This is a genomic window from Bradyrhizobium sp. CW1, assembly GCF_023100665.1.
GTDB classification, from domain to species: domain Bacteria; phylum Pseudomonadota; class Alphaproteobacteria; order Rhizobiales; family Xanthobacteraceae; genus Bradyrhizobium; species Bradyrhizobium canariense_D.
On sequence record NZ_CP064684.1, the window covers coordinates 8,045,329 to 8,068,832 of the forward strand.

The 23,504-nt window shown below is 63.8% G+C and carries 25 protein-coding genes and 1 tRNA gene; 11 read left to right on the forward strand and 15 right to left on the reverse strand.

The genetic code is table 11. The features are described from left to right. The first annotated feature begins 37 nt into the window (after positions 1-37). Positions 38-114, forward strand: a tRNA-Arg gene (locus tag IVB54_RS38380). A 91-nt stretch (positions 115-205) separates the two neighbouring features. Here the strand turns inward: IVB54_RS38380 and IVB54_RS38385 are convergent. Then, positions 206-415, reverse strand: coding sequence for a hypothetical protein (locus tag IVB54_RS38385; RefSeq protein WP_007598219.1), 210 nt, complete (start codon positions 413-415; stop codon positions 206-208). 168 nt (positions 416-583) lie between these two features. Here IVB54_RS38385 and dinB point away from each other — a divergent pair, with 168 nt between their 5' ends. After that, entirely contained in the window at positions 584-1,687 is a 1,104-nt protein-coding gene (dinB, locus tag IVB54_RS38390; protein ID WP_247777002.1) for a DNA polymerase IV, read from the forward strand. A 115-nt stretch (positions 1,688-1,802) separates the two neighbouring features. On the opposite strand, the gene IVB54_RS38395 is transcribed toward dinB, so the two are convergent. The 6 genes from IVB54_RS38395 to IVB54_RS38420 form a co-directional block, all read right to left on the reverse strand. Next, entirely contained in the window at positions 1,803-2,096 is a 294-nt protein-coding gene (locus IVB54_RS38395) for a hypothetical protein (protein ID WP_007598221.1), read from the reverse strand. A gap of 240 nt (positions 2,097-2,336) precedes the next feature. Continuing rightward, on the reverse strand, positions 2,337-3,023 hold the full coding sequence (locus tag IVB54_RS38400; RefSeq protein ID WP_018455857.1) for a DNA-3-methyladenine glycosylase I: 687 nt from the start codon (positions 3,021-3,023) through the stop codon (positions 2,337-2,339). Positions 3,024-3,134: 111 nt separating this feature from the next. After that, positions 3,135-3,662 (reverse strand): GNAT family N-acetyltransferase, encoded by a 528-nt coding sequence (locus IVB54_RS38405; RefSeq protein ID WP_247777003.1) that lies wholly within the window; start codon positions 3,660-3,662, stop codon positions 3,135-3,137. Positions 3,663-3,783: 121 nt separating this feature from the next. Then, positions 3,784-4,524 carry a di-trans,poly-cis-decaprenylcistransferase gene (locus IVB54_RS38410; protein ID WP_018455855.1) on the reverse strand — a complete coding sequence of 247 codons (741 nt, stop codon included), beginning with the start codon at positions 4,522-4,524 and terminating at the stop codon, positions 3,784-3,786. 31 nt (positions 4,525-4,555) lie between these two features. Beyond that, positions 4,556-4,930, reverse strand: a complete 375-nt coding sequence (locus IVB54_RS38415) for a transcriptional regulator (protein ID WP_007616058.1) — start codon at positions 4,928-4,930, stop codon at positions 4,556-4,558. Further along, positions 4,917-5,534, reverse strand: a complete 618-nt coding sequence (locus IVB54_RS38420; RefSeq protein WP_018455854.1) for a hypothetical protein — start codon at positions 5,532-5,534, stop codon at positions 4,917-4,919. Before IVB54_RS38420 ends, IVB54_RS38415 begins: the two co-directional genes overlap by 14 nt. A gap of 199 nt (positions 5,535-5,733) precedes the next feature. Between IVB54_RS38420 and IVB54_RS38425 the strand changes: the two genes are divergently transcribed. After that, positions 5,734-6,981, forward strand: a complete 1,248-nt coding sequence (locus IVB54_RS38425) for a serine protease (protein WP_026233040.1) — start codon at positions 5,734-5,736, stop codon at positions 6,979-6,981. A gap of 72 nt (positions 6,982-7,053) precedes the next feature. Here IVB54_RS38425 and IVB54_RS38430 read toward each other — a convergent pair whose 3' ends face one another. Further along, positions 7,054-7,332 carry a DUF3551 domain-containing protein gene (locus tag IVB54_RS38430; RefSeq protein ID WP_083926408.1) on the reverse strand — a complete coding sequence of 93 codons (279 nt, stop codon included), beginning with the start codon at positions 7,330-7,332 and terminating at the stop codon, positions 7,054-7,056. Between the two features lie 146 nt (positions 7,333-7,478). Next, positions 7,479-8,453: a tripartite tricarboxylate transporter substrate binding protein gene (locus tag IVB54_RS38435; protein ID WP_018455852.1), complete on the reverse strand. Its 975-nt coding sequence runs from the start codon at positions 8,451-8,453 to the stop codon at positions 7,479-7,481. A 125-nt stretch (positions 8,454-8,578) separates the two neighbouring features. On the opposite strand from IVB54_RS38435, the gene IVB54_RS38440 reads away from it, so the two are divergent. Both IVB54_RS38440 and IVB54_RS38445 read left to right on the forward strand, forming a co-directional pair. After that, positions 8,579-8,998 (forward strand): VOC family protein, encoded by a 420-nt coding sequence (locus IVB54_RS38440; RefSeq protein WP_018455851.1) that lies wholly within the window; start codon positions 8,579-8,581, stop codon positions 8,996-8,998. A 107-nt stretch (positions 8,999-9,105) separates the two neighbouring features. Continuing rightward, positions 9,106-10,686, forward strand: coding sequence for an AMP-binding protein (locus tag IVB54_RS38445; RefSeq protein WP_018455850.1), 1,581 nt, complete (start codon positions 9,106-9,108; stop codon positions 10,684-10,686). Positions 10,687-10,739: 53 nt separating this feature from the next. Here the strand turns inward: IVB54_RS38445 and IVB54_RS38450 are convergent, their stop codons facing one another. The 3 genes from IVB54_RS38450 to IVB54_RS38460 form a co-directional block, all read right to left on the reverse strand. Beyond that, complete coding sequence (locus IVB54_RS38450; protein WP_085349734.1) at positions 10,740-11,834, reverse strand: HD domain-containing phosphohydrolase; 1,095 nt, start codon at positions 11,832-11,834, stop codon at positions 10,740-10,742. A gap of 264 nt (positions 11,835-12,098) precedes the next feature. Beyond that, entirely contained in the window at positions 12,099-14,381 is a 2,283-nt protein-coding gene (locus tag IVB54_RS38455) for a molybdopterin cofactor-binding domain-containing protein (protein WP_247777004.1), read from the reverse strand. Beyond that, a complete protein-coding gene (locus IVB54_RS38460) occupies positions 14,378-14,869 on the reverse strand; it encodes a (2Fe-2S)-binding protein (RefSeq protein WP_007616069.1) in 492 nt (163 codons plus the stop codon). The genes IVB54_RS38455 and IVB54_RS38460 overlap by 4 nt, the downstream gene beginning before the upstream one ends. Before the next feature lie 304 nt (positions 14,870-15,173). Between IVB54_RS38460 and IVB54_RS38465 the strand changes: the two genes are divergently transcribed. The 4 genes from IVB54_RS38465 (at position 15,174) to IVB54_RS38480 (ending at position 17,828) form a co-directional block, all read left to right on the forward strand. Beyond that, positions 15,174-15,938 (forward strand): alpha/beta fold hydrolase, encoded by a 765-nt coding sequence (locus IVB54_RS38465; RefSeq protein ID WP_018455846.1) that lies wholly within the window; start codon positions 15,174-15,176, stop codon positions 15,936-15,938. A 20-nt stretch (positions 15,939-15,958) separates the two neighbouring features. Continuing rightward, positions 15,959-16,294, forward strand: a complete 336-nt coding sequence (locus IVB54_RS38470) for a hypothetical protein (protein WP_026233039.1) — start codon at positions 15,959-15,961, stop codon at positions 16,292-16,294. Positions 16,295-16,534: 240 nt separating this feature from the next. Then, entirely contained in the window at positions 16,535-17,209 is a 675-nt protein-coding gene (locus tag IVB54_RS38475) for a dienelactone hydrolase family protein (RefSeq protein ID WP_018455844.1), read from the forward strand. 136 nt (positions 17,210-17,345) lie between these two features. Continuing rightward, a complete protein-coding gene (locus IVB54_RS38480; protein WP_026233038.1) occupies positions 17,346-17,828 on the forward strand; it encodes a hypothetical protein in 483 nt (160 codons plus the stop codon). Between the two features lie 100 nt (positions 17,829-17,928). Here IVB54_RS38480 and IVB54_RS38485 read toward each other — a convergent pair whose 3' ends face one another. From IVB54_RS38485 to IVB54_RS38495, 3 genes are all read right to left on the reverse strand, one after another. After that, positions 17,929-18,672, reverse strand: coding sequence for a polysaccharide biosynthesis/export family protein (locus IVB54_RS38485; RefSeq protein ID WP_018455842.1), 744 nt, complete (start codon positions 18,670-18,672; stop codon positions 17,929-17,931). 194 nt (positions 18,673-18,866) lie between these two features. After that, positions 18,867-19,523 (reverse strand): peptide-methionine (S)-S-oxide reductase MsrA, encoded by a 657-nt coding sequence (gene msrA / locus IVB54_RS38490; RefSeq protein WP_026233037.1) that lies wholly within the window; start codon positions 19,521-19,523, stop codon positions 18,867-18,869. A 129-nt stretch (positions 19,524-19,652) separates the two neighbouring features. Continuing rightward, positions 19,653-19,970, reverse strand: a complete 318-nt coding sequence (locus IVB54_RS38495) for a hypothetical protein (RefSeq protein ID WP_007616084.1) — start codon at positions 19,968-19,970, stop codon at positions 19,653-19,655. Positions 19,971-20,390: 420 nt separating this feature from the next. Here IVB54_RS38495 and rpsT point away from each other — a divergent pair, with 420 nt between their 5' ends. Both rpsT and dnaA read left to right on the forward strand, forming a co-directional pair. Continuing rightward, the gene (gene rpsT / locus IVB54_RS38500) at positions 20,391-20,657 is read left to right on the forward strand and encodes a 30S ribosomal protein S20 (protein WP_007598259.1); all 267 of its coding nucleotides are present in this window, start codon (positions 20,391-20,393) and stop codon (positions 20,655-20,657) included. Between the two features lie 1,280 nt (positions 20,658-21,937). Next, positions 21,938-23,350, forward strand: a complete 1,413-nt coding sequence (gene dnaA / locus IVB54_RS38505) for a chromosomal replication initiator protein DnaA (protein ID WP_026233035.1) — start codon at positions 21,938-21,940, stop codon at positions 23,348-23,350. Positions 23,351-23,504 lie beyond the last annotated feature (154 nt).

The window sequence follows — 23,504 nt, forward strand, 5'->3', positions numbered from 1 at the left end:
CCCACCCTCCGCCAATCGGCTAAATGAACCTCGACTAGCACCCGTAGCTCAGCTGGATAGAGCGTTGCCCTCCGAAGGCAAAGGTCACACGTTCGAATCGTGTCGGGTGCGCCAGTCTCCTCCAGTGCGCGCTGGAGGCACCCTCACCCGATTTGCGTTGTTACCCCGCCCGCTCAGGTCATCGCCTGCTCGGCGCAAGCCCACCTCAATTCAGCATCGAGATGATCGCCTGAACCTGGTCGGAAGCCGACGTGACCAGTCCGTCGTAGGACGTCTGACCGTGTGCGGCCGCCTTCAGGATGCATTCGGCGACCGCCGCCTTCAGGCCGAACACCGACTGATCGGGCGGCACGCTGGCCATCACGGCCTCCAGCGCCTGACGCATCGTTCGAATGAGTTCGGAGCTGTATTGCATGGGCTGTCCTCCGCAGCCTCATATTAGAGCGCGTGGCCATGCTGGCCACTCACAAGCCTGAGATTGTTTTTTGATGAAGTGGGACATCCCGGAGCGGCGGCCAGCCTGTCTCGAGCGCTGAACCACACCCACCTCGCGCTTCTCATCGCTCGATTGTATCATCTTGCCATGAGCGAATCCGACACGGCGACCGGCGAAGCTTCGCCCGTCCGCAAGATCATCCATATCGACATGGATGCCTTCTACGCGTCCGTGGAACAACGCGATCATCCGGAGCTGCGCGGAAAGCCGGTCGCCGTCGGAGGCTCCGCGGAACGTGGCGTCGTCGCGGCCGCCAGTTATGAGGCCCGCGAGTTCGGCGTTCGCTCTGCCATGCCATCCGCGACGGCGAAGCGACAATGTCCCGATCTGATCTTCGTCAAGCCGCGCTTCGAGGTCTACAAGGCGATCTCTAGGCAGATCCGCGACATCTTCGCGGAGCATACCCCCATCATCGAGCCGTTGTCGCTCGACGAGGCCTATCTCGACGTGACGGAAAACCTGCAGGGCATCCCGCTGGCGCGTGATGTTGCGCTCAGGATCCGCGAGAGGATCAAGGCCGAGACGGGCCTCAACGCTTCGGCCGGCATCTCCTACAACAAGTTCCTGGCCAAGCTCGCCTCCGATCATCGCAAGCCCAACGGTCAGTTCGTGATTCCACCGGAGATGGGACCCGCCTTCGTCGAGACCCTGCCGGTCGGAAAGTTCCATGGGATAGGCCCGGCCACGGGTGCGAAGATGAACGCGCTCGGCATGTTCACCGGTCTCGATATTCGTCGTCAGACGCTGGAGTTCATGAATGCGAATTTCGGCAAGTCGGGCGCCTATTACTACTGGATTTCGCGCGGTGTCGACGAACGGCCGGTCCGGGCCAACCGGGTCCGCAAGTCCATCGGCGCGGAGACCACGTTCTCAAGCGATCTCACCGAATTCGACGCGCTGGTCGCCGAGCTCAAGCCGCTCGTCGACAAGGTGTGGCGCCATTGCGAGGCGACGGGCAGCCGTGGCCGCACCGTCACCTTGAAGATCAAGTTTGCCGACTTCGAGATCATCACGCGCAGCAGGTCCGCTCTTTCGCCGGTTGCAGGCCGGGACGATCTTGAGCGGCTGGCTTGCGGCCTGCTCGAAGTCGAGATTCCGCTGCCCAAGAGCGTCAGGCTGCTGGGGGTCTCGCTGTCTTCCCTCCAGGCCGGGGACGATGCGGAGCCGCCGCAGCTGACTCTCGGCATCTGAACCAAACCGACGGGCTTTCGGCGGACGCAGAGAGCCACGTCGAGCGCGCTCGCAACGCGAATCTACGGTGGCGGGTTTTCAGACTCGCCGCCGAAGGACGATCCGCTGGGCCCGATCAATGCCTCACGTGCTCGAACACGACGATCACGCCCGTCGGTTCGGGCTCGTGTGCCATCAGGCGGGTCAGCTCGGAATCGCCCCAATCGGCGAGGCTGACGACTTCGCCGCTCTGACGCTCGGTGCCGGGCGGCGCCGTGGGCTCGACGACCTTCAGCCCCGTCTCATCGACGAAGAAAGTGTGCTCGCCGAACATGCTGTTGAGCTGCGGCATCGCGGGATGCTCGTCGGGCAGCACTTGAGCGCCGAGCTGGTTGACGGTCTGCTTCACCTGTTCGGATGTGAGCTTCATGAGCTGCTCCGTTTCTGTCACGTCGGTTTCACTGAGCTGAGCCAGAGCGGGCGTTCCCTGCGCTGATGTTCGCCTGGCCCAATCTTCCGAACAGGTGCTACGCACAAATGTTCCGGAGAAATGCATTTCGTGATCGCGCGTCGCGTCTGCCGCGCTTGCGGCACCAGATCGCCACAGGATGCACATGATTCAACATCCCAAGAGCCAAATTCCAAGAGCTGATTTCAAGAGCCGAATTCGTTACTCGCTTCTGTTCTCGCCAACAGAGAGCGCGCAGATGCGTGACAGATATGTGTAGGACAACCCGGTCTCCTCGGCCCAGGCGTTGAACTGCGCCTGCACCTTGGCGAGATCGCCCTTCGACTTGACCTCTTCGGCAATGTCGAGACCGGCATCGCGCAGGCAGGCCACGACGTCCCTGGACGTCACAAAGCCGTCCCAGCCGACGAACCGCAGCAGCATCTGGCCGGTATTGCCACCCAAACGGCTGCCGCGCTTGCTTAGAAGCTCGAGCAGGCCGATCTGGTCGGACGGCGGCCACTTCGTCAGAAACCTGCCGAAGCTGCCGTGCTCTCTTGCGATCTCCTGGACGAAGGCCGCGTTGTCGCGCACCGACATGATCTTGGCACCGTTGCGCACGATGCGCGCGTCGCGCAGCAGGTCCTCCCAATAATCCTCCGGCTGGAAGGTGAGCTTGGCCGGTTGGAAACGCAGGAAGGCGTCTTCAAACCCGTCCCATTTCGTCTCGATCACGCTCCAGGCAAAGCCCGCGCAAAACACACGCTTCGTCATCTCTGCGAGGATGCGGTCGTCGCCGCGTTTGGCGAGGCCCTTCAGGTCGGGCTTTTCCGGCATCAGCTTTTCGAGCGCCTTGGGCCCGCCCTTGCGTTTTTCGGCGCGCGCACGAATGGTCTTGAAGGAGGTCATTGGGAGACACGCGATTGAGGGTGTGCCACGACACCAGAATTCGACGCTCGGGTCCAGCTCCGCCACGTCCGCCGACTTCGGTCGCGCTTGCTCGGTTCGCGGCAAGCCCGGCTATCGCGACAGACGCTTCGCGAGATGGACCGACTGCCAGTCTCCGAGACCGGTGTCCTCGAACCCCGCTTTCTTCGCAAGACCGCGCATCTCGGCGTTCACGCGCGCGGTCTCGGCTGCAATCATCTCGTGACCGAGATCGCTCGCGTGCCTCTCCATCGCCGTCATCATCTGCAGGCCGACGCCCTGGCGCTGAAAGCCATCGGCAACAGAGATGGCGAAATCACCATGCCGTGCAGCCGCATCGTAGGCGTATCTGGTTTCGCCGATGATCGTGCCCTGCCCTTCGTGCCTGATCTCGGCGAGCAGGGTGAAATGACGGGGATTGCTGGTCTTGGCGACGCATTCGGCCGCGATCATTGCAAAGTCCGCCCGCGCGCCCATGAAGCGCTTGTTGCGCGATGTCGTGGAGAGGCTCGTGAAATTGATCGAGAGGATCTCGACATCGGACGCGCTGGCCGGCCTGATACGAAGCGTGGCGTTGCCTTCGGCTGACTCGACAATGGCATCCAGCAACGGCTGTGACATGCGCGCGGCTCTCGGCAGGTTGCATCGAATGCACACCTAGCCGAGACCGCGCGCTTACCGCTTGGACGGTGCTGCCAATCTTGCGGCCGAAAACGAACAGTTCGTTGCTCGGTGCCGGGCGTCACACGCGAGAGAGTGAAGGCACCTCCTCCGGCACGATCGCCTGGAGGCCGCCGAAGCGACGCTCGCGGCCGTGGAAGGAGGCCAGGGCCGCAGCGAGATCGCCTGCGTCGAATTCGGGCCACATCCGCTCGGTGAAGTGCAGCTCGGCATAGGCACCTTCCCAGAGCAGGAAGTCCGACAGCCGTTTCTCACCCGAGGTGCGGATGATGAGGTCGACGTCGCGCAAACCGGCCTCGCCGGTGACGAGCTGCGAGAACGCCTCGCGGGTGAGACTCGTCAGCGCCGCCGCCTTCGCCGCCGCGTTGAGGATGGCGTCGCGGGCGGAATAGTCGACGGCGATGCGCAGATGAAGCGTGCCACCGTGCGCGGTGGCGTCTTCCGCGCGCGCGATCGCATTGGCGATACCGTCGGGCAGGCGGTCTCGCCGGCCGATCACGGTGAGGCGCACGCCGTTCTTGACCAGGCTCTGCACCTCGTTGCCGAGGTAGAATCTCAGAAGCGTCATCAGCGCGGCGACCTCGGCCTTCGGCCTTCGCCAATTGTCGGTCGAGAAGGCGTAGAGCGTCAGCGTGCCGATGCCCTGCTTGGGCGCGGCCTCGACGATGCGGCGGATCGCCTCGACGCCGGCCTCATGGCCGCGCACGCGCGACAGGCCGCGCCGCGTCGCCCATCTGCCGTTGCCATCCATGATGATGCCGACGTGAAGCTTGTCGTTGCGGGACACAAGGTCACTTTGCATTGCAAAGTCTCCGGTCAAAAAAGGGGGAGGATCAGGTCGAGACGATACCGAGACGGCCGAGCGGCGCCGCCTCGCGGCCGGCAGCCTTGGCTGCGTCGCGCACCAGGCGTTCGAGCACGGCGAGATAGTCGAGGAAGCGGCGGCGGCCGGCCTTGGTCAGGCGGCAGGTCGTGTGCGGGCGATTGCCCTCATAGCCCTTGGTCACCTCGACGAGGCCGGCTTCCTGGAGCACGGCGAGATGCCGGCTGAGATTGCCGTCGGTGAGGCCGCAGAGCTGCTTGAGATCGGCGAACGCCAGACCTTTCGGATGCGCCATCAGCGAGGTCAGAAGTCCGAGCCTCGCCTTCTCGTGGATCACGCGGTCCAGTCCTTCATAAGAGAAGGGTGCGCTGTCAATCTTCGACATCATGGTCTCCCGATGCGAAATACAGAATGCCCGCCATCACCGATTGCCCGATCACGAAGGGCAGGCCCATGGTCCATGGCGACAGCGTATGGGTCTGGCTCGCGAGCACCACCACCGCAAAGCCGGATATGAAATACCAGGCGCCGGCGAGCGCCACGGTGCGCGGCAGCGAACGGACGGAGGCAAAAATGCCGAGCGACACCAGGATCTGCCACAGGCCCGGCAGCAGCCACAGCGTTTCGCCCGCGAACTTCCACATCACCACCGCAAGCAGCACACCGGCAACGCCAGCGGGCAGGAATTGCTCGACGGCCTGGTGGATCATGGCATCAGCGAGGCCCGAATGATGGCGGCGCGAACGCGCGCGCATCTCGATGCCGATGATCAGGCCGGAGAGCGCGGCGGCAATGAACCAGCCGAAGAAGAAGCCGAGCGGTTCGCTGGTGGCATCCCCAAGCAGCCAGAATTCCAGGATCGCGGTGAGAAGCGCGACCGCGCCGGTCGCGGCCATCGTCGCCGGGCCGTAACCGCGAAATGCCGTGCCTGCCGCAATCTGGCTGCGGATCGCCACGATGTCGGCCAGTGCCTTGTCGAGATCGCGCATTGGCAACGCCAAAACCTCGCTCCGCCTATCCCTGCCGGGTCTATCCGTCTGTTACTTTGTACCGCAAAGCATATCGGATTGCAAAGTAAAGGCAAGTCCCGAAGGTCGCCCGAGAGGATCCGTCCTCAACAGACAACTGCCGGTTGCGCGAGACGTCCTCCCGCGGATAAGATGCGCGCGAACGCGCTGGGGGGAGAGTATGTGGCTTAAGCCATTCATCGTTGCGTCATTATTGCAGGTGAGCGTCGTCACCGCAGCACAGGCAGCCGGCCCATTCGGCAGCGTCAAAATCGGCAACTGGGTCGGCGGCGCGTTCAGCAATGACGAAACGGGAGCCTTCTCGCATTGTGCCGCGACGGCGCCTTATGCCAACGGCGTCATTCTCGTCGTCGGCCAGAATGCTGGGGGCTCGTGGATCTTGAGCTTTGCCAGTCCCAGCTACCGCTTCAAGCAGGGCGAGAATGCCGCGATCGACGTCATCTTTGACGGACAGGAGCAAGCCAGATTGTTCGCCACGGCCAACCAGACGAACATGCTCAGCTCCGTCATGCCTGCCAACGTGGTACGAACGTTTCAGAAGGCAAGCCTGATGGTCGCGACGAGCGGCCGCACCGTGCTGAATTTCGACCTGACCTCGGCCGGGCCCGTGATTGCGGCACTGGCCAATTGCGTCACCAAGGTGAAAGCCGACGGGCTCGACAAGGCCGGCGACTTCACCAAGATCGCCGCCAAGCCGCAGCCAGCGCCGGACAAGCAGGGACCGCCAGCCAACGGCAGCAAACCTGCCAGAGCCAAGAGCGGCACCGGGTTCGTCGTGAGTGCCAGCGGACACGTCGTCACCAATAACCATGTGATCAATGGCTGCGTCGGCGACATCAAGGGCAATCTCACGGGCGAAGCCGGAATGGTTTTGCGCGTGGTGTCGAGCGACGCCAACAACGACCTCGCCTTGCTGCAGGCGCCGTCGACGACCATGTTCAAGGAGTTCGCCCGGATCCGCGACCGCTCGATCCGCTCCGGCGATTCCGTCGTCGCGATCGGCTTTCCCTTCCATGGGCTGCTGACTTCGGACTTCACCGTCACGACCGGCATCGTCAGCTCGCTCAGCGGCATGCGCAACGATTCGCGTTTCCTGCAAATCAGTGCGCCGGTGCAGCCCGGCAATAGCGGCGGCCCGCTGTTCGACACCACCGGGCAGATCGTTGGCGTCGTTACGGGAAAGCTGGACGGATTACGGATGGCCGCTGCGACCGGCAACATCCCCGAAAACATCAACTTCGCGATCAAGACCGGCGCGTTGCGCGACTTCCTCGACAACTCCGTGGTGCCTTACCAGACTGCCGAACCGAAAGGCGAGATCAAGACCACAGACATCGCGGGCAATGCGCGGCCCTACACGATGCTGATCTCGTGCAACGGAATCGAGCAGGCCGACGCGAAGCGGTAGCGGCAACGCGGGCCGGCTGGAGGCGTCGAGCCTATACGAGGCGCTCCAACCGGGCTGAAGTCAGCCAGCTCGCTAGTACGGCGCGACGGGGCGCGGCCGCCGGTGCGATCGCGGTTGCGCCGGAGAAACCTGGCTGTAGGCAAAGCGGGGATTGCGATCGCAGTACAGCAGCCGGCCGGACACGCTGGCTTGGCATTGTTCATAGCTGCTGTAGGAGCATTCCCCCGGATAATCATACTCACCGCCCTGGGCACACCAAGGATAGTCGCGCGCCGCTGCCGGCGTAACCGTCGCGAAGCCGGCAAGGGCTGTCACGCCGAGTGCCACCAGCACCAATTGCGTCTTACGCATGATCTACTCCTCTCCTCACAGCGCATCATACGCGCCATATACCCATCAGGTTTCACGAAGCCGCTTTATTCCAGCTCAATGGCACGGCATCCAAGAAAAAAGCCCTGCCGAACGGCAGGGCTCCATTCCCGGACATCACAAGATCGCTACTCGACCTTCAGGCCGGCGAACTCGACCACCTTCTTCCATTTCTCGGTCTCGGCCTTGATCTCGTCGCCGAACGCCTCGGGCGTCTGCGCCCGCGGCTCGCCGCCGAGTTCGACCAGGCGCTTGGCCATGTCCGGCTCCTTTATCAGCGTGTTGATCTCGCTGTTGAGCTTGGCGATGATCTCCTTGGGCGTGTTCTTCGGCGCCCCCATGCCGAACAGCGCGCTCGCCTCGTAGCCCTTCACGGTCTCGCCGATCGCCGGCACGTCGGGCAGCTGCGGCGAGCGCTCCGCCGTGGTGACGCCGATGGCGCGGAGCGAGCCGGAGCGGATGTGCTGGATGATCGAGGGCATGTTGTCGAAGATCACCTGCACCTGGCCGCCGAGCATGTCGGTGATCGCGGGTGCGGCGCCGCGATAGGGCACGTGCTGCATCTTGCAGCCCGTCAGCGCCATGAACATCTCGCCGGACAGATGCACCGAGGTGCCGTTGCCCGAGGAGGCCATGTTGACCTTGCCGGGGTTGGCCTTCACGTATTCGATGAACTCGGCGACGGTCTTGGCCGGCACGTCCTTGTTGACGGTCATCACGTTCGGCACGCGCTGGAACGAGGCGACCGGCGCGATATCGCGCACGAAGTTGAATTTCAGGTTGGTGTAGAGCGAGGCGTTGATGAAGTTGGCCGGATTGACCAGTTGCAGCGTGTAGCCGTCGGGTTCGGCGTTGACGACCGATTCGGTGGCGATATTGTTGCCGGCACCCGGCTTGTTTTCGATCACGAATTGCTGGCCGAACTTCTCCGACAACCGCTGGCCGATCAGGCGCGCCAGGATGTCGGTGGCTCCGCCCGGCGGATAGCCGACCACCCATTTCACCGGATGGGTCGGGTAATCGGCGGCAAGGGCCTTCGACAGCGGGCTGGCTGCAAGCGGACTGGCGGCGAGCAGGCTCAGCGCGGTACGGCGTGTGATCATCTCAAGGGTTCTCCCAACGTGTTGTTCTTGAAGCCAGATAGCTTGAAAATGGCGTCGGCGCGGTTGTAACAAAGCTTGCCGCAGGCGCAAAGTACACGGGGTGCATCACGACGAAAGGATAAGGCATGGCGGTCAAGGTCGAAGCCCTCGATCATCTCGTGATCAACGTCGCGAACGTCGCAGTGACCGCCGAGTGGTACGGCAAGATTCTCGGCATGGAAGTCAAGGTATTCGACCCCGGCGGCGGCAAAGCGCCGCGGACGTCGCTACAATTCGGTAACCAGAAGATCAACGTCCGGCCGCGCGATGCCGACAAGGTGGAGTGGTTCACCGCGGACCACCAGACCGCCGGCAGCGAGGATCTGTGCTTCCTCACCTCCGCCAGCCCCGACGAGGTGGTGGCGCATTTGAAGGCACATGGCGTTGCGATCGAAGAGGGCCCGGTTCCCAAGCAGGGCGCCCGCGGCACGCTGCGCTCGGTCTATTGCAGGGATCCGGATGGCAGCCTGATCGAGATTTCGTCATACGAGGACGGCGGCCGGTAAGGCCAAGCCGCCTGCCCCACGCACCGTCGCATGAGGGCTGAGAGAGCAGGAAGACGCAATCATCAAAACGCGGCCGCCGGCAAGATGCAGGCTGCACGGGAGGACATATGCCGACTTCGCAAGCCGCCGCCGGAATCGTCGGCCCATTCGACGGGCTCGATGTGCCTTGGCTGCTGAAGATGCGGGCTGACGTGCGCAGCTCACATCCGTTCCTGATCTGGGCGCCGTTCGACGCGCCTGCGCGGCGCTGGAGCTATGGCGAGTTTCACGAGCGGGTCGGCGCGCTCGCGGCGGGACTGACGAAGCGCGGCGTGAAGCCGGGCGAATATGTGCTCATTCACCTCGACAATTGCATCGAGGCGCTGCTGGCCTGGTTCGCCTGTGTCGAACTCGGCGCCATCGCGGTGACCACCAACACGCGCTCGGCGCCGGCCGAACTCGACTATTTTGCCGATCATTGCGGCGCGGTCGCCGCGATCACACAGCCGGCCTATGCCGAGATCGTCGCGCAGAATTGCCGCAACATCCGCTGGATGGCGGTGACTTCGCACGATGCGGGCGCGCCGCCCGGGAACCCGGTCTCACGCGGCGACAGCTTTGAGGAGCTGTTCGCCGATAGCGCCGACCGTCCCAGGCGCGCGATCGATCCGCTCGCGCCGTGCAGCGTGCAATACACCTCGGGCACGACATCGCGCCCCAAGGCGGTGCTGTGGACCCACGCCAACGCGCTGTGGGGCGCCAAGATCAACGCCGCGCACGAAGACCTGCACGCAAGCGACGTGCATCAGGCCTATCTGCCGCTGTTCCACACCAACGCGCTGGCCTATTCGATGCTGGCGACGCTATGGGTCGGCGCCACCTGCGTGATCCAGCCGCGCTTTTCCGCCAGCCGGTTCTGGGGCGCTGCGCGCGAGCACGGCTCGACCTGGACCTCGACGATCCCGTTCTGCATGAAGGCGCTGCTCGAGCAGGAGATCCCGAGCGATCACAAATTCCGTCTGTGGGGCACCGCGATCAACGAGCCGCCGGCCTTCGCCGCCTTCGGCGTCAAGATCATCGGCTGGTGGGGCATGACCGAGACCATCACCCACGGCATCGTCGGCGAGATCGACCAGCCCAACATCCCGATGTCGATCGGCCGCGCCGCGCCGGAATATGAAATCCGCATCACCGACGACGACGGGCGGCCGACCGAAATCGACGGCACCGGAAATCTCTCGATCAAGGGCATTGTCGGCCTGTCGCTGTTCGCCGCATATCTGCACAACGAAAAGGCGACGCGCGAGAGCTTCGACGAGCACGGCTTCTTTCTCACCGGTGACCGCGTGGGGCGGCTGGAGAACGGCTACATTCGCTTCGCAGACCGCAGCAAGGACATGCTGAAGGTCGGCGGCGAGAACGTCGCCGCGTCGGAGATCGAGCAGGTGGTCGCACTGGTCCCCGGCGTGCGCGAGGCCGCCGTGGTGGCGAAGACGCATCCAATGCTGGACGAGGTGCCGGTCGTCTTCATCATCCCGCAGGGTGGCGTCGCCGGTGCCCGGCCTGATCTGCACGACGCCGTGATGGCCGCCTGCCGCGCCGGCCTCGCCGACTTCAAGATGCCGCGCGAGATCCGCTTCGTCGACGACATGCCGCGCTCGACGCTGGAGAAGGTGGCGAAGGCGGAGCTGAGGAAGATGGTGGGGTAGCACGAGCGATTACCACAACGTCGTCCTGGCTTTCGCCAGGACGACACCGGAGTTCAGAACGACCCCAGCGCCACCGGGCGGAACGCTTGCAACAGCTGCTGGTCCAGCTTGCCGCCCATGCCTTCCATCATCGCAAACGCGCGCGAGTGGGTGAAAGGCATGCGATAGGCGCGCTTCTCCACGAGTGCCGCGTAGATGTCGACGATGGTCGTGACCCGCACGATATCGCTGATCTGGTTCGACGAGAGATTGTTGGGATAGCCGGAGCCGTCGAGGAATTCGTGGTGATGCAGCACGACGTCCAGCATCTCCGGCGGGAAGCCGCCTTGAGCCGCGAGCGCGTCATAGCCGCGGCGCGGATGCTGGCGGACTTCAGCCATCTCCTCGTCGGTGAGCTTGCCGGGCTTGTCGAGCAGCGCGGAGGGAACGAAGGCCTTGCCGACATCGTGCAGCAGCGCGGCACGGGTCAGCCGGCGCTGGTCGTCCTCGCGCATGCCGAGGTGCTGGGCGAAGGAGACCGCAAATCCGGTCACGAACAGGCAATGCCGGTAGCTGCCGACATGGTGGCAGCCCACCGTGGTGAGCCACTCGCGCAGCGAGGAGTGCTTGATCGCCTTCAGGATCTTGCTCTCGGCGGCGATGACGTCGTCGAAGGTCAGGGGCACGCCGAGCGGCAGCTTCTCGAACATCTTCTTCAGCACCGCGTGCGCGGCCTCGACGCCGCGATTGAGCGTCTTGCCACGATCGGTCGCGTCATAGACGGCGGTGTCGGGGAAGGCGGCACGGATGCGCTGCAGGATGTCCTCAGGCTGAAGCGGCCGCGAGATGGTGTCGGTGGCGCCCAGCGCCCAAGCCTGCATGGTGCCGTGATGCAGGGCGTCCGCAAGCACGAACAGACGAGGCATGGCGCGATAGGCGTCGCCGCGCAGCTTGTTGCGCACCCGCTGCACGCTGTCGGGCGAGCGCAGATTGATGTCGACCACGAGGCCGGAGAGATCGCGCGAGGGCTGCTCGGGGAGCTCCTGCGTCGTTACCGTGGCAACGTCGCCGACCGCCTTGAGAATGCTGGCGAGCTCGGTGCTCTCGTCGCTCCGGTCGGAGGCGAGCAGAAGCCGGCGTTTGGCGGCGGGTTTGGCTGAGGCGTTCATGGCTTCCCCAAGAGCACGGGCGTGTTTCGGGCAAAAGCCTAAGCCGGATCAGGTTCTCCGGCCCTTAAGAGGCGTGCTCAATGGAACCCTGCGGAATCTGGGACAATTTTACGGAATTCGCGTCCCCGGCGGTTCCAATCAAAAACCTCGAAAACAACCCCATGCACAGTAGAGATGTGGTTGCAAACACAGGGCTTTTTTAACGACGAATCCGCCGGGGGCTGCCCCCGGCGGATCATGTCAGGTCAACAATCGCAACCAGCCTTACGCCTTCATCGCGCCCTTCACGGCTTCGGCCGTGATCGGCAGGGCCCGGACGCGGGCGCCCGAGGCGTTGAAGATGGCATTGCCGATCGCGGGTGCGATCACTGTCACCGCGGGTTCGCCGACGCCAGTGGCCTTTTCGCCATTGGCGATCACGGCGATCGCGACCTCCGGCACCTGGCTCATGCGCAAGGGCGTGTAGCTGTCGAAATTGGTCTGTTCGATGCCACCGTCCTTCAGCGTCGCCTTCTCGTACATCGCCAGTGACAGGCCCCACAGCGCCGCACCCTCGACCTGGGCGCGGATGTTGTCGGGATGCACCTGCGTGCCGACATCGGTGGCGACCGTGAGCTTCTTCACGGTCACTTCGCCCGATGGCGCCACGGCGACGTGAGCGACGCAGGCCGTCCAGCTTGCGGTCGCGCGTTCCTGCGACGAGACGCAGGCCACGCCCATGCCCTCACCTTTCGGCAGCTTCCTGGTGCCGTAGCCGGCAAGACCCATCGCGGCGAGCAGCGTATTGCGCAGCCGCTGCGCACCGCCGTCGTTCTTGCCGGCGCCGTCGAGCAGCGAGATGCGGAACTGCGCGGGGTCCTTGCCCGCCGCCGCCGCGATCTCGTCGATCATGCTTTCGACCGCCCAGAAGGTCCAGCCCGGCGCGACCGAGCGGAGCTGGCCGGACGGCGTCGCGTTGTGCGCCATCTCGTTCTTGATCGCGCGCACATGATGGTTGGGCACGGTGTAGAAGAAGTCGGCCCCGTTCACCGTGAAGGAGTCGAGCGGACCCTTCTTGTCGACCGAGGGCGTCAGGAAATCGGGTATTCCCCAGCGCTGGGTCGGCCACGCCGAAACCACGTCGTGGCTGAGCGCGATGAGCTTGCCGTCGCCGTCCACGCCTGCCTTCACTTTCTGGTAGGTGAGCGGACGCGAGAAATCCATCGTCATGTCGTTCTCGCGCGTATAGATCACCTTCACCGGCTTGCCGATGGCCTTCGCCGCCTGCACCGCCGGAATCATCATGTCGGCATCGAGCCTGCGGCCAAAGCCGCCGCCGAGCCACATCTGATGCATGACCACGAACTTCGGATCGATCCCGGCCGCACCCGCCGCGATCGCGCCGGAGCGCGTTGCGAACTGGTTGCCGGAATAGATGTGCAGGATCTCGCCCTTGAACTCCGCAGTGGCGTTCATCGGCTCCATCGGCGCATGGATATTGATGCTGGTGGTGTACTCCGCCTCCAGCACCTTGGCCGCCGTGCCGAACGCCGCCGCGGGATCGCCGTCCTTGACGAAGAACTGGCCGGAATCCTCCTGCTTCTGAAGCCGCATGGCCTCGTCGAGCAGCGACTGGCTCGACACCTTCGCGTTTGGACCGCCGTCATAGGCGATCTTGAGCGCCTGCGCCGCCTTCTTGGCGTTGGCATATGTGCCGGCGACCGCGACGACCCAGCCCGAGGTCGTTCCGGTCTTGTCGTCGAGGGTGACGGCCTTGATGAAGCCCGGCACTTTCTTGGCGGCACTGTCGTCGACCGATTTCACCGTGGCGCCGAAGCGCACGGGCGGCGTCACGACCGCGCCATAGGCCATCCCTAGCAGCATCACGTCGATGCCGTATTTGGCCGTGCCGTTGGTCTTGGAGGGAATGTCGAGCTGCGGCACCGACACGCCGATCATGGTGTATTGATCCGGCGTCTTCAGCTTGATCGCCTTCAGCTCGTCCGGCGTGAAGGTTTTTGTCGCCTTGCCGCTCTTGACGACATCGGCGAAGGACATCGCCTTCTTCGACTTCGGGTGCGAGATCATGGAATCGCGCACCACGAGCTCCGACGCCGGCACGCCCATCGCGGCGGCCGCGCCTTCTGTCAACGCCATCCGCCCGGCAGCGCCGGCGCGGCTCATGGCCTCGAAGTTCATCATGGTCGACCAGCTGCCGCCGGTGATCTGAGCGCCCAACACGGGATCGTTGAACTTCGGATCGTTGGAGGCAAGCTGTACGCGCATGTCGCTCCACTTCGCGCCCAGCTCTTCGGCCACGATCTGCGCCATGGTGGAGGCGATGTGCTGGCCCATGTCGGCCTTGCGGCAGGTGACGGTGACGAGACCATCGGGCGCGATCGCGTACCAAACGCTCGGCTCGAAGTTCGAAGGCGCCGCAAGCGCCTCACCGATGCCGGGCACGCCGGCATAGCCGAGCACGAGGCCGGCGGCCGCTGTGCCGACCAGGAAGGAGCGGCGGCTGAGATCGGTCGCCTCGGGCGCAACGTTGTTCACGTGCTTGTTCATGTGGGCCTCCGCTCGTTGCCGGAGGCGGATGCGGTGCGCATCTCGGTTGCGGCGCGCATGATTGCCTTCTGGATCCGCGAATAGGTCATGCAACGGCAAAGATTGCCGTCCATATGCGCCACGACCTCTTCCTTGGTCGGGTTGGGATTCTTCGCCAGCAGCGAGGCCGCCTGCATGATCTGACCGGACTGACAGTAGCCGCATTGCGGCACCTGTTCGGCGATCCATGCCTTCTGCAAGGGATGGTCGCCCTTGGCGGCGAGGCCTTCGATGGTGGTGATCTTCTTGCCGGCGACATCGCCGACCATGGTCTGGCACGAACGCACGGCTTCACCGTTGACGTGCACGGTGCAGGCCCCGCACAGGCCGGCACCGCAGCCGAATTTGGTGCCGGTCATCTGCAATTGCTCGCGGATCGCCCAGAGGAGCGGCGTGTCGTTCGCCGCATCCACGGACAGACTCCGCCCGTTGATGGTGAGAGTTGGCATAGGCGTCTTCCCCTGCCGGTGCATGAAGCCGCTTACGGCGGCAACTTGAGTAGCGGACGCCCACCGGGCCGGCGCCAGCCTTGATCGCAAGAATGATCGCGTTCAGGCGCGGAGGCAAATGCAATTTGGAATCGATCGAAACAAACGAGGCGCGCGCATCTTGTGCGTTGCGAGAACAGCGGTGATGCAGCGGCTGAACGCAACAGAGTGCACGCCAAGCAGGCAGGCCATCGCATTCAGGCAGTTTCCTCCGAGTAACCCGGCGCGTTAAGATGGGGGAAGACAAGATAATAAGGTGGATGCAATGCCTAAGATCGATCGGGACGGCGTTGGAATCCATTACGAGGTTCATGGCGAGGGCTGGCCGCTGCTGCTCACCCACGGCTACTCATCGACTTCGGCAATGTGGCATGGGCAGGTCGAGGCACTTGCCCGGGATCACAAGCTGATCTTGTGGGACATGCGCGGTCACGGCCAGTCCGACTATCCCGACGATCCCGCCGCTTACAGCGAAGCACTCACCGTCGGCGACATCGCCGCGATCCTCGATGTGGTCGGCACGGAGCGCGCCATCATTGGCGGGCTCTCGCTCGGCGGCTACATGTCGCTTGCCTTCGCTCGCGCGCATCCAAAGCGCGTCCGCGCGCTGCTGATCATCGACACCGGCCCCGGCTTCAAGAAGGACGATGCACGCGAGGCCTGGAATGCGCGCGCGCTCGCCACTGCCGACAAATTCGATCGCGAAGGGCTCGACGTGCTGAAGGCGGCAACGCGCGAGCGCGCCACCGCGAGCCATCGCGATGCCAGGGGATTGGCGCTCGCCGCACGCGGCATGCTGACCCAGCGCGATGCGAAGGTGATCGAGCTGCTGCCGGAGATCAAGGTGCCCAGCCTGATCGTGGTCGGCGCCGACGACACGCCGTTCCTAGCTGCCTCGGACTACATGGCCGCGAAAATTCCCGGCGCACAAAAAGTCGTGATCCCCGCCGCCGGACACGCCGTCAACATCGACCAGCCACAGGCTTTTGTTGACGCGGTGCTGCCTTTCCTGAAGAACTTGCCGGAATAGGTCGGACAGGAACAGTGGCGATGAAGCGAGCTATATTGGCTGCGGGCGCGGTGTTGCTGTCAGCATCCGCGCAAGCCGAGCAACTCGGCGGGACATTGCCCCGCCTGCCCTTCGTCGCGACCTTGTCGAACAACACGCCGCTCGCTTTCGGCATGGATGCCGACCAGACTGCGCGGGCGCTGGGGCAACCGCTGCAATATGTGCGGGGACGCCCCGGCAACGAGATCTATCTCGCCCTTCGCAACATCGGCGGCAGCAGACTGATCCCCACCCGTCACCGCCTGTTCCTGCAATTCCGCCACGGACGGCTGGCGGGCTGGAAGGAGGATTATGGCGAGAACTGGATGTGGGAGTGAGAGTGGCTTTTCATGACGCAGAGCAATCGTCTCTGCGCCATCATGCGTTGGAGCTGCCACATCGTCACGGCCGGGCTTGTCCCGGCCATCCACGATCTTTCCTACCGCACCAAGAACGTGGATGCCCGGGACATAGGCGAGCGGAAGCGACGCCGTCCTTCGGACGGCTACGCCCGGGCATGACGAGTTTGTGGAACGAGCGGAACCCGCAATCGAAGACTAACCAAAAGGACAACCCGCGTGCGACAGGACATCAAGCTGACGGCCTCCGACAAATTCCAGCTCAGTGCCTATCGCGCTGACCCCGCCGGCACGGCGAAGGGCGCGGTGGTGGTGATCCAGGAGATTTTTGGGGTCAACCATCACATCCGCTCGGTCTGCGATCGCCTCGCCGGGGAAGGCTATGTCGCGATCGCGCCGTCGATCTTCGACCGGACCTCGCCGGGCTTCCAGTCCGGCTACTCGCCCGACGAGATCGCGGAAGCGCGCAAGTTCGTCGCCAGTCCGGACTGGGACGCGATGCTGCGCGACACGCAGGCGGCGATCGATGCGGTGAAGAGCGTCGGCCCGGTCGGCATCATCGGCTTTTGCCTGGGCGGCAGCATCGCCTTCGTCGCGGCGACGCGGCTGTCGGGCCTGAAGGCCGCGATCGGCTATTACGGCGGCGCCGTCGTGCGCTATGCCGACGAGACACCAAAAGTTCCGACACAGCTGCACTTTGGCGAGAAGGATGCCGGCATTCCCCTGACCGACGTCGAGACCATCAAGACGAAGCGGCCGGACGTGGAGGTCTTCGTCTATCCGGGCGCGCAGCACGGCTTCCATTGCGACGAGCGGACGAGCTACGACAAGGCCAGCGCCGACATCGCCTGGCCGCGCAGCATGGAATTTTTCGCGAAGCATTTGAAATCGTAGCGCGCGCGGCTGTCTTCGCTGTCATTCCGGGCTCGCGCTTCGCGCGCCCCGGATGACGAGCAGGAATCGGGTGGCTGCATCCTGCTGCCCGGCGATAGAGCTGGCTGATCAAGCCAATTCGCGCCGGGAGATCATGATGCAGCAGGCCAATACGAACATCGTCATCCGCAATCCGTTCGGCACCATGGACGTGCCCGCGCCTGATGATCGCGACGTCATGGACTATGCCGCAACCGCCGCGCTTGCCGGCGATGCGGCTGACGTCAACGCGGCGGCATGGGCAATTATCGCGGCACAGTCAGACCCGCTCGACGGCATCTGGGCCAGCCGCTGGAATGGCGGCGCAGATCCGACCATTGCCGGCGATACGCCGCAAGCCTGGAAAGAAGGACGCGCGGAGGTGCGGGTCGCAGGCGAGCGCATTTTCCTCCGCTTCGACTGGGACCATGGCCGCCGGCACGGGCTGATCGATACGGCGCGTGATCGCGCGGGTCGCCTGGTCGGGAAATATATCAACCTGACCAACCCGGCGATCACACGGCCATGGGTTGGACTGGTGGTCGACGCCACCAGGATCGACGGATGTTTTCCGAACGGGCGTCTGGATTTCAGGCGGTGAGCTAGAGCTTCGGTTCTGATTGCATCAGAACCGAGGCTCTAGATTCTTTTCTGACGCGTTTTCTTTACGCGAACCGGTATCCACTTCGCTCGAAAACGCTCTAGAACCAGCGCTCGCCGACAAACACGGTGTCGCCGGGGCTCAAGGGGGTGCCGAGCGGCACCACGGCGCGCATGGCGCCGCCGGCTTCGGTGTGCGTGACGGTGACCACGTCGCGCTTGGCGCGGGGCGAGAAGCCGCCGGCGATCGCGACGGCGCTTTCGACCGTCATGTTCGGCACGTAAGGATACTGGCCGGGCGCGGAGACTTCGCCGAGAATGAAGAACGGACGATAGGCCTCGATCTCGACGGCGACCGAGGGCTCGCGAATGTAGCCGTTGCGCAGCCTTGCGGCGATCTCGCCGGCAAGACCCGCGGGGGTGCGGCCGCGTGCCGGCACGCCGCCGATCAGCGGCATGGTGATGGAGCCGCCGGCGTCGATTGCGTAGCTGTTGGTGAGACCTTCCTGGCCGTAGACAACCACGCGCAGCTTGTCGCCGGCGTCGAGATGATAGGAGGCATCGTAGCGAACAGGCGCCGCCATCGGCGCGGCATAACCGACCGGCATGGGCGCAGGCGAGGCAAAGGAATTGCTGAGTGCTGCGATGGCACCGCCGCCACTGCCGACGACGGCGGGCTGCGGCGCGTTGTACGGCTGGCCATAGACCATCGAATCGAGATCGGCGCGCGGCTGCACATAGGCGACGGGACCAGCGGTTTGCATGCAGCCGCCAAGGGTCAGCGCGGCGGACGCTGCCAGGGATGCTGCCGAGATCGACCATCGAAACGCGCGTGCAACCGGCACCGGACTTATCCCTCGAAACGAGACAGATCCAGTGATGCACCGGTTATGGTTAATAAAGCGTTGAGGGGGCGGGTGGCTTGGCAATGGTACAAACACTCCGTCATGCCCGGGCTCTTCCCGGGCATCCACGTTCTTGGTGCCGCACGAAATATCGTGGATGGCCGGGACAAGCCCGGCCATGACGAGGGACCAGCTTACGCGCTCACACCGACGCCGATCGGGCAGGACACGCCGGTGCCGCCCAGGCCGCAATAGCCGGCGGGATTCTTGGCCAGATATTGCTGATGATAGTCCTCGGCAAAGTAGAATTCGCCGGCGGGTGCGATCTCGGTGGTGATGGTGCCGAGACCTTTTGCAGCAAGCGCCTTCTGATAGAGCGCCTTCGATTGATCGGCCGCTTTCTTCTGCGCGTCTGAATAGGTGTAGATCGCGCTCCGGTACTGCGTGCCGACGTCGTTGCCCTGACGCATGCCCTGCGTCGGGTTGTGGCTCTCCCAGAACGTCTTCAATAGCTTCTCGTACGACACCTTGGTGGGATCGAACACGACCAGCACCACTTCGGTGTGACCGGTGCGGCCCGAGCAGGTCTCTTCATAGGTCGGGTTCGGCGTGTGGCCGCCGGCATAGCCGACAGCAGTCGTGTAAACGCCGTCGCCGAGCTCCCAAAACTTGCGCTCGGCGCCCCAGAAGCAGCCGAGCCCGAACACCGCCTGCTCGAGACCGGCGGGATAAGGCGGCTGCAACTTCGCGCCGTTGACGAAATGGGTGGTCGCGGTCGGAATGGCTTGCGCACGGCCCGGCAGCGCTTCCGCGGCGCTCGGCAATGCGGTGGTCTTGCGCATGAACACCATGGACGGATCTCCGAACGAGCCGTTCATCGCCTGGGCTAATTACTCAGGCGGCGTGCTCGCGATCAGGTGGGAATATAGGTCTTTACGCACGGAGCGGCAGCCCTGTTACAGCGCGGCATGCTCGAAAGCTCAATCCCGGGAATAGCCGATCAACGGCTTGCGCGGGCGGAACAGGATCATCAGGAGGATGCCGAGAATGCCGAGGACGGCGAAAACCGGCTGATCCAGCACCAGGCGGATCACCGAGGTCCACAGCCAGGGCGCCTTGGCCTCAACCCAGGTCCGGAATGCCGTCTGGCTGGCCTGATTGATGTCGTTCCAGAACTGGCCGAAGCGGGTGAACCGCAGGGTCTGGTCGGCCACCCAGCGGGCGCCATCATAGACCATGAAGATGAACCCGCCGGCGAGCAGCAACAGCCCAATCAGTCGGAAAAAGCCGCGGATCATGCCTCACCCTATATAGTCGTCCGATCGGACGACCCTCGGAACGCCGCCAGCCAATACAAGGGAGACGGCAGAAATTCAACCTCTTCAGGGCGTTACGGCACTCATCCCGGCTCTGAGGGGCTGCTTTTGCAGCCCGGGAAAGCGTTGACGGTGCCGAAGACCCTCTCTATAAGGGCGCCAACTGGCGGCGGGCGCAATCCTGCCGCCGCTGTTCTTTGAGCAGATGCAGGCTCTTTGGGCTTAGAGGCTTCTTGGGCTGAGAGGCTCCTTGGGCCTCAGAGGCAGCCGCAAGGCCGTCGCTCATGTTCCGGGAACAGCCTAGCAACCGAACACCCTAATTCCGAGCGTCGATTACGCGGTCAAGCAAGCCGGCGCTACCCGACGAAGACGCGACCGGTACCCGCAAAGGACATTGAGACCATGGCCAATACCACTTCCGCCAAGAAAGCGACGCGCAAGATCGCCCGCCGCACCGCTGTCAACAAGTCGCGCCGCACCCAGATGCGCGGTGCCGTACGTAACGTCGAAGAAGCGATCAAGACCGGCGACCGCGCCGCTGCCGTGACGGCGCTGGCGAATGCCGAGCCCGCCTTGATGCGCGCCGCGCAGCGAAACATCATTCACAAGAACAATGCCAGCCGCAAAGTCTCGCGGCTCACCGCGCAGATCGCCAAGCTCGCCAAGTAAACTCGCGAGCGTTCTGGCACGCCGTCCGATCGAGTCGTTCGATCGGGCGATCACATCGCACATCACACGCGTCAAATAGCCCGGCCTCACGCCGGGCTTTTTTGTTGCCCGTCATATTCACGCAAGCAGTCACGCGTCGAACGACCTTCGATCGGAGGATTGCGGCGCTTGCACCATGACGCGTCCGTAGTTTTACCTGCGAATGGTTTTGCAACAGCGGAAACTTGCACCGCGGTGCAAAAAGCCCCTGCGAGGCGGGCGCAAGTTGAATTCGCGGGCTTGCGAGTTCTGCACACCGTAGTTTCCCCGGATCGCGTCACGCGATGGAGTTACCCTGTGAAACGAGACTCAAAAAACGATGGCTCGCTAACAACTTATCGACATAGTGAGGCCAAGCATTTGGAAAATTCACCCGCGCGTCGCGCGCGTGACGCTTTTGTAAAAAATTTTTGGCGGTGGCGGAGAATTGTCACATCGGACGCGGCATCTTCGATTCTGTGCACGAATCCAAAAACTTGCTCTGAAGCCTGTGCACAAGTGCCGCGTGGCGTTAACGCAGATCAAGATTTTTGATGCCTCAAGTGTGAATCAATTCCGTTGCGAGTCTTTCCGCATAGTGTATTCCTTAAGACGTCAGCGGCGCCCACGATCTTGAGACCAGCGCGGTATCGGAAACGGGGCGAGCGTGCAAATCGGCGGCGGTGTGCACGTAGGCGACGCTTCAACAAGCGATTGTCGGATCAAAACCCACAGCAATGTGGGAACGGTAGCTCTTTGTCTGAATGTCTCCAAGCGGGATCTTTCTCTCGCGCTTAAGAGACATCTTGAAAGCTGCCCCGACAGGCATGATGGCGAAGCCGAGCGGACGACGAGTACACGGGCAGGCATCCGACTACGAAGCGGGTGTCGTTTGGACACGCAGGACCTTGTCGTGAGCAATCACGGCAGGACGGGGAGGTATCATGTCTTACGAACTCAACGCGGTATTGAAACACATTTCGACTTCCAGCATTTCGACTTCCAGCGATGCCGTTTTAGATCCGTCGGACATCAAGCCTCCCGCGTGTAACGGAGCGCCGAGTACGCGCTGACCTCGCGACCCCTCCATCTCTAGACATTGCTGATCGGACGCGGCGTTTCCGCCGAACGGTCGAGCCATGCCTGCAGGTGAAATCGCTTGAGGTCCCGCCATCGCAAATATCCCTGAGCAGGTATCCCTGGCAGGAACTCAGCATGGCGCTCACCACGCAACCTTATCTCTCAAGAAAAGTTCTCAAATGATGACAACCCCGGAACAGGATCGCTGGTCACGCGTGAAGAGTCGGCTGCGCTCGAACGTAGGCGAGGACGTCTATACGAGCTGGTTCGCGCGCATGGATCTGGAAGGCGTCCAGGACGAGAGCGTGCGTCTGTCGGTGCCAACCCGCTTCCTGAAGAGCTGGATCCAGGCCCATTATGCCGAGCGCGTGCTGTCGTGCTGGCAGGCCGAGATGCCGGAAGTGCATCGCATCGATCTCACCGTGCGCTCGGCCGTGCGCCCCGTGGTGCAGCAGAAGGAAGCGCCCGCGCCGGTCGAAACGCGCCGCTCGCCTGCGCCGGAGCTGCGCTCGACCGCGACCGCGCCGGTCTCGGCCAATCATGATGCACTCGGCGGCTCGCCGCTCGATCCGCGCCTGACGTTTGCGAGCTTCGTCGTCGGCCGTTCCAACACGCTGGCGCATGCGGCTGCGCGTCAGGTCGCCGAGGGTCGTCGCGGCGATCCCGTCATGTTCAATCCGCTCTACATCCATGCGGGTGTCGGCCTCGGCAAGACGCATCTCTTGCAGGCGGTGACCTGGGCCGGCAATTCCGGCAACGAGCGCAAGGTGCTTTATCTCACCGCCGAGAAATTCATGTACGGCTTCGTCGCCGCGCTGAAGACGCAGACGGCGCTCGCCTTCAAGGAAGCGTTGCGCGGCATCGACGTGCTCGTGATCGACGATCTCCAGTTCCTGCAGGGCAAGTCGACCCAGGCCGAGTTCTGCCACACGCTGAACGCGCTGATCGATGCCGGCCGCCAGGTCGTGATCGCGGCCGACCGTCCGCCGTCCGACCTCGAAAGCCTCGACGACCGCGTGCGCTCGCGGCTGGCCGGCGGCCTCGTGGTCGAGATGGCCTCGCTCGGCGAGGAGCTGCGGCACGGTATTCTCAAGTCGCGCGTCGCAGCCGCCCGCGCCCATCATGCGACCTTCGAGGTGCCGGAGGAGGTGCTGACCTATCTGGCCCGCGCCATCACCCATAACGGCCGGGATCTCGAAGGCGCGATCAACCGCCTGCTCGCGCATTCGAAGCTCAACAATCGGCCGGTGACGCTGGAGATGGCGGAGCACGAGGTGCGCGACCTGATCCGGCCGCAGGAACCGAAGCGGATCAAGATCGAGGACATCCAGCGCGTGGTGGCACGGCAGTATAATGTCAGCCGCTCCGATCTCCTGTCCTCGCGCCGGACCGCCAACGTGGTCCGTCCGCGCCAGGTGGCGATGTATCTCGCCAAGACGCTGACCTTGCGATCGCTCCCCGAGATCGGCCGCCGCTTCGGTGGGCGCGACCACACCACGGTGCTGCACGCCGTGCGCAAGATCGAGGCCCTGGTTTCCAAGGACACGGCGCTGTCGGACGAGGTCGAATCGCTCAAGCGCCAGCTTCAGGAATAAACGCCTATTTGCTTCTGCGCGGGTGCGACCACATCCAAGCTGCATCGGAGGTCGTCATGCCCGGGCCTGTCCCGGGCATCCACGTTCTTAGGACCGCGAACCCAGACGTGGATGGCCGGGACAAGCCCGGCCGTGACGGGCGCAGAGACGTCCC

Coding starts and splice junctions, on each gene's coding strand:
- IVB54_RS38440 (WP_018455851.1), top strand. CDS start 8,579: ATGGCGGTCAAGGTCGAAGCCCTCGATCATCTCGTGATCAACGTCGCG.
- IVB54_RS38450 (WP_085349734.1), bottom strand. CDS start 11,834: ATGAACGCCTCAGCCAAACCCGCCGCCAAACGCCGGCTTCTGCTCGCC.
- IVB54_RS38445 (WP_018455850.1), top strand. CDS start 9,106: ATGCCGACTTCGCAAGCCGCCGCCGGAATCGTCGGCCCATTCGACGGG.
- IVB54_RS38470 (WP_026233039.1), top strand. CDS start 15,959: ATGAAGCGAGCTATATTGGCTGCGGGCGCGGTGTTGCTGTCAGCATCC.
- IVB54_RS38435 (WP_018455852.1), bottom strand. CDS start 8,453: ATGATCACACGCCGTACCGCGCTGAGCCTGCTCGCCGCCAGTCCGCTT.
- IVB54_RS38405 (WP_247777003.1), bottom strand. CDS start 3,662: ATGTCACAGCCGTTGCTGGATGCCATTGTCGAGTCAGCCGAAGGCAAC.
- IVB54_RS38460 (WP_007616069.1), bottom strand. CDS start 14,869: ATGCCAACTCTCACCATCAACGGGCGGAGTCTGTCCGTGGATGCGGCG.
- IVB54_RS38395 (WP_007598221.1), bottom strand. CDS start 2,096: ATGAAGCTCACATCCGAACAGGTGAAGCAGACCGTCAACCAGCTCGGC.
- IVB54_RS38425 (WP_026233040.1), top strand. CDS start 5,734: ATGTGGCTTAAGCCATTCATCGTTGCGTCATTATTGCAGGTGAGCGTC.
- IVB54_RS38410 (WP_018455855.1), bottom strand. CDS start 4,524: ATGCAAAGTGACCTTGTGTCCCGCAACGACAAGCTTCACGTCGGCATC.
- IVB54_RS38495 (WP_007616084.1), bottom strand. CDS start 19,970: ATGATCCGCGGCTTTTTCCGACTGATTGGGCTGTTGCTGCTCGCCGGC.
- dnaA (WP_026233035.1), top strand. CDS start 21,938: ATGACAACCCCGGAACAGGATCGCTGGTCACGCGTGAAGAGTCGGCTG.
- rpsT (WP_007598259.1), top strand. CDS start 20,391: ATGGCCAATACCACTTCCGCCAAGAAAGCGACGCGCAAGATCGCCCGC.
- IVB54_RS38420 (WP_018455854.1), bottom strand. CDS start 5,534: ATGCGCGATCTCGACAAGGCACTGGCCGACATCGTGGCGATCCGCAGC.
- IVB54_RS38415 (WP_007616058.1), bottom strand. CDS start 4,930: ATGTCGAAGATTGACAGCGCACCCTTCTCTTATGAAGGACTGGACCGC.
- IVB54_RS38465 (WP_018455846.1), top strand. CDS start 15,174: ATGCCTAAGATCGATCGGGACGGCGTTGGAATCCATTACGAGGTTCAT.
- IVB54_RS38430 (WP_083926408.1), bottom strand. CDS start 7,332: ATGCGTAAGACGCAATTGGTGCTGGTGGCACTCGGCGTGACAGCCCTT.
- IVB54_RS38480 (WP_026233038.1), top strand. CDS start 17,346: ATGCAGCAGGCCAATACGAACATCGTCATCCGCAATCCGTTCGGCACC.
- IVB54_RS38400 (WP_018455857.1), bottom strand. CDS start 3,023: ATGACCTCCTTCAAGACCATTCGTGCGCGCGCCGAAAAACGCAAGGGC.
- IVB54_RS38455 (WP_247777004.1), bottom strand. CDS start 14,381: ATGAACAAGCACGTGAACAACGTTGCGCCCGAGGCGACCGATCTCAGC.
- IVB54_RS38385 (WP_007598219.1), bottom strand. CDS start 415: ATGCAATACAGCTCCGAACTCATTCGAACGATGCGTCAGGCGCTGGAG.
- msrA (WP_026233037.1), bottom strand. CDS start 19,523: ATGGTGTTCATGCGCAAGACCACCGCATTGCCGAGCGCCGCGGAAGCG.
- dinB (WP_247777002.1), top strand. CDS start 584: ATGAGCGAATCCGACACGGCGACCGGCGAAGCTTCGCCCGTCCGCAAG.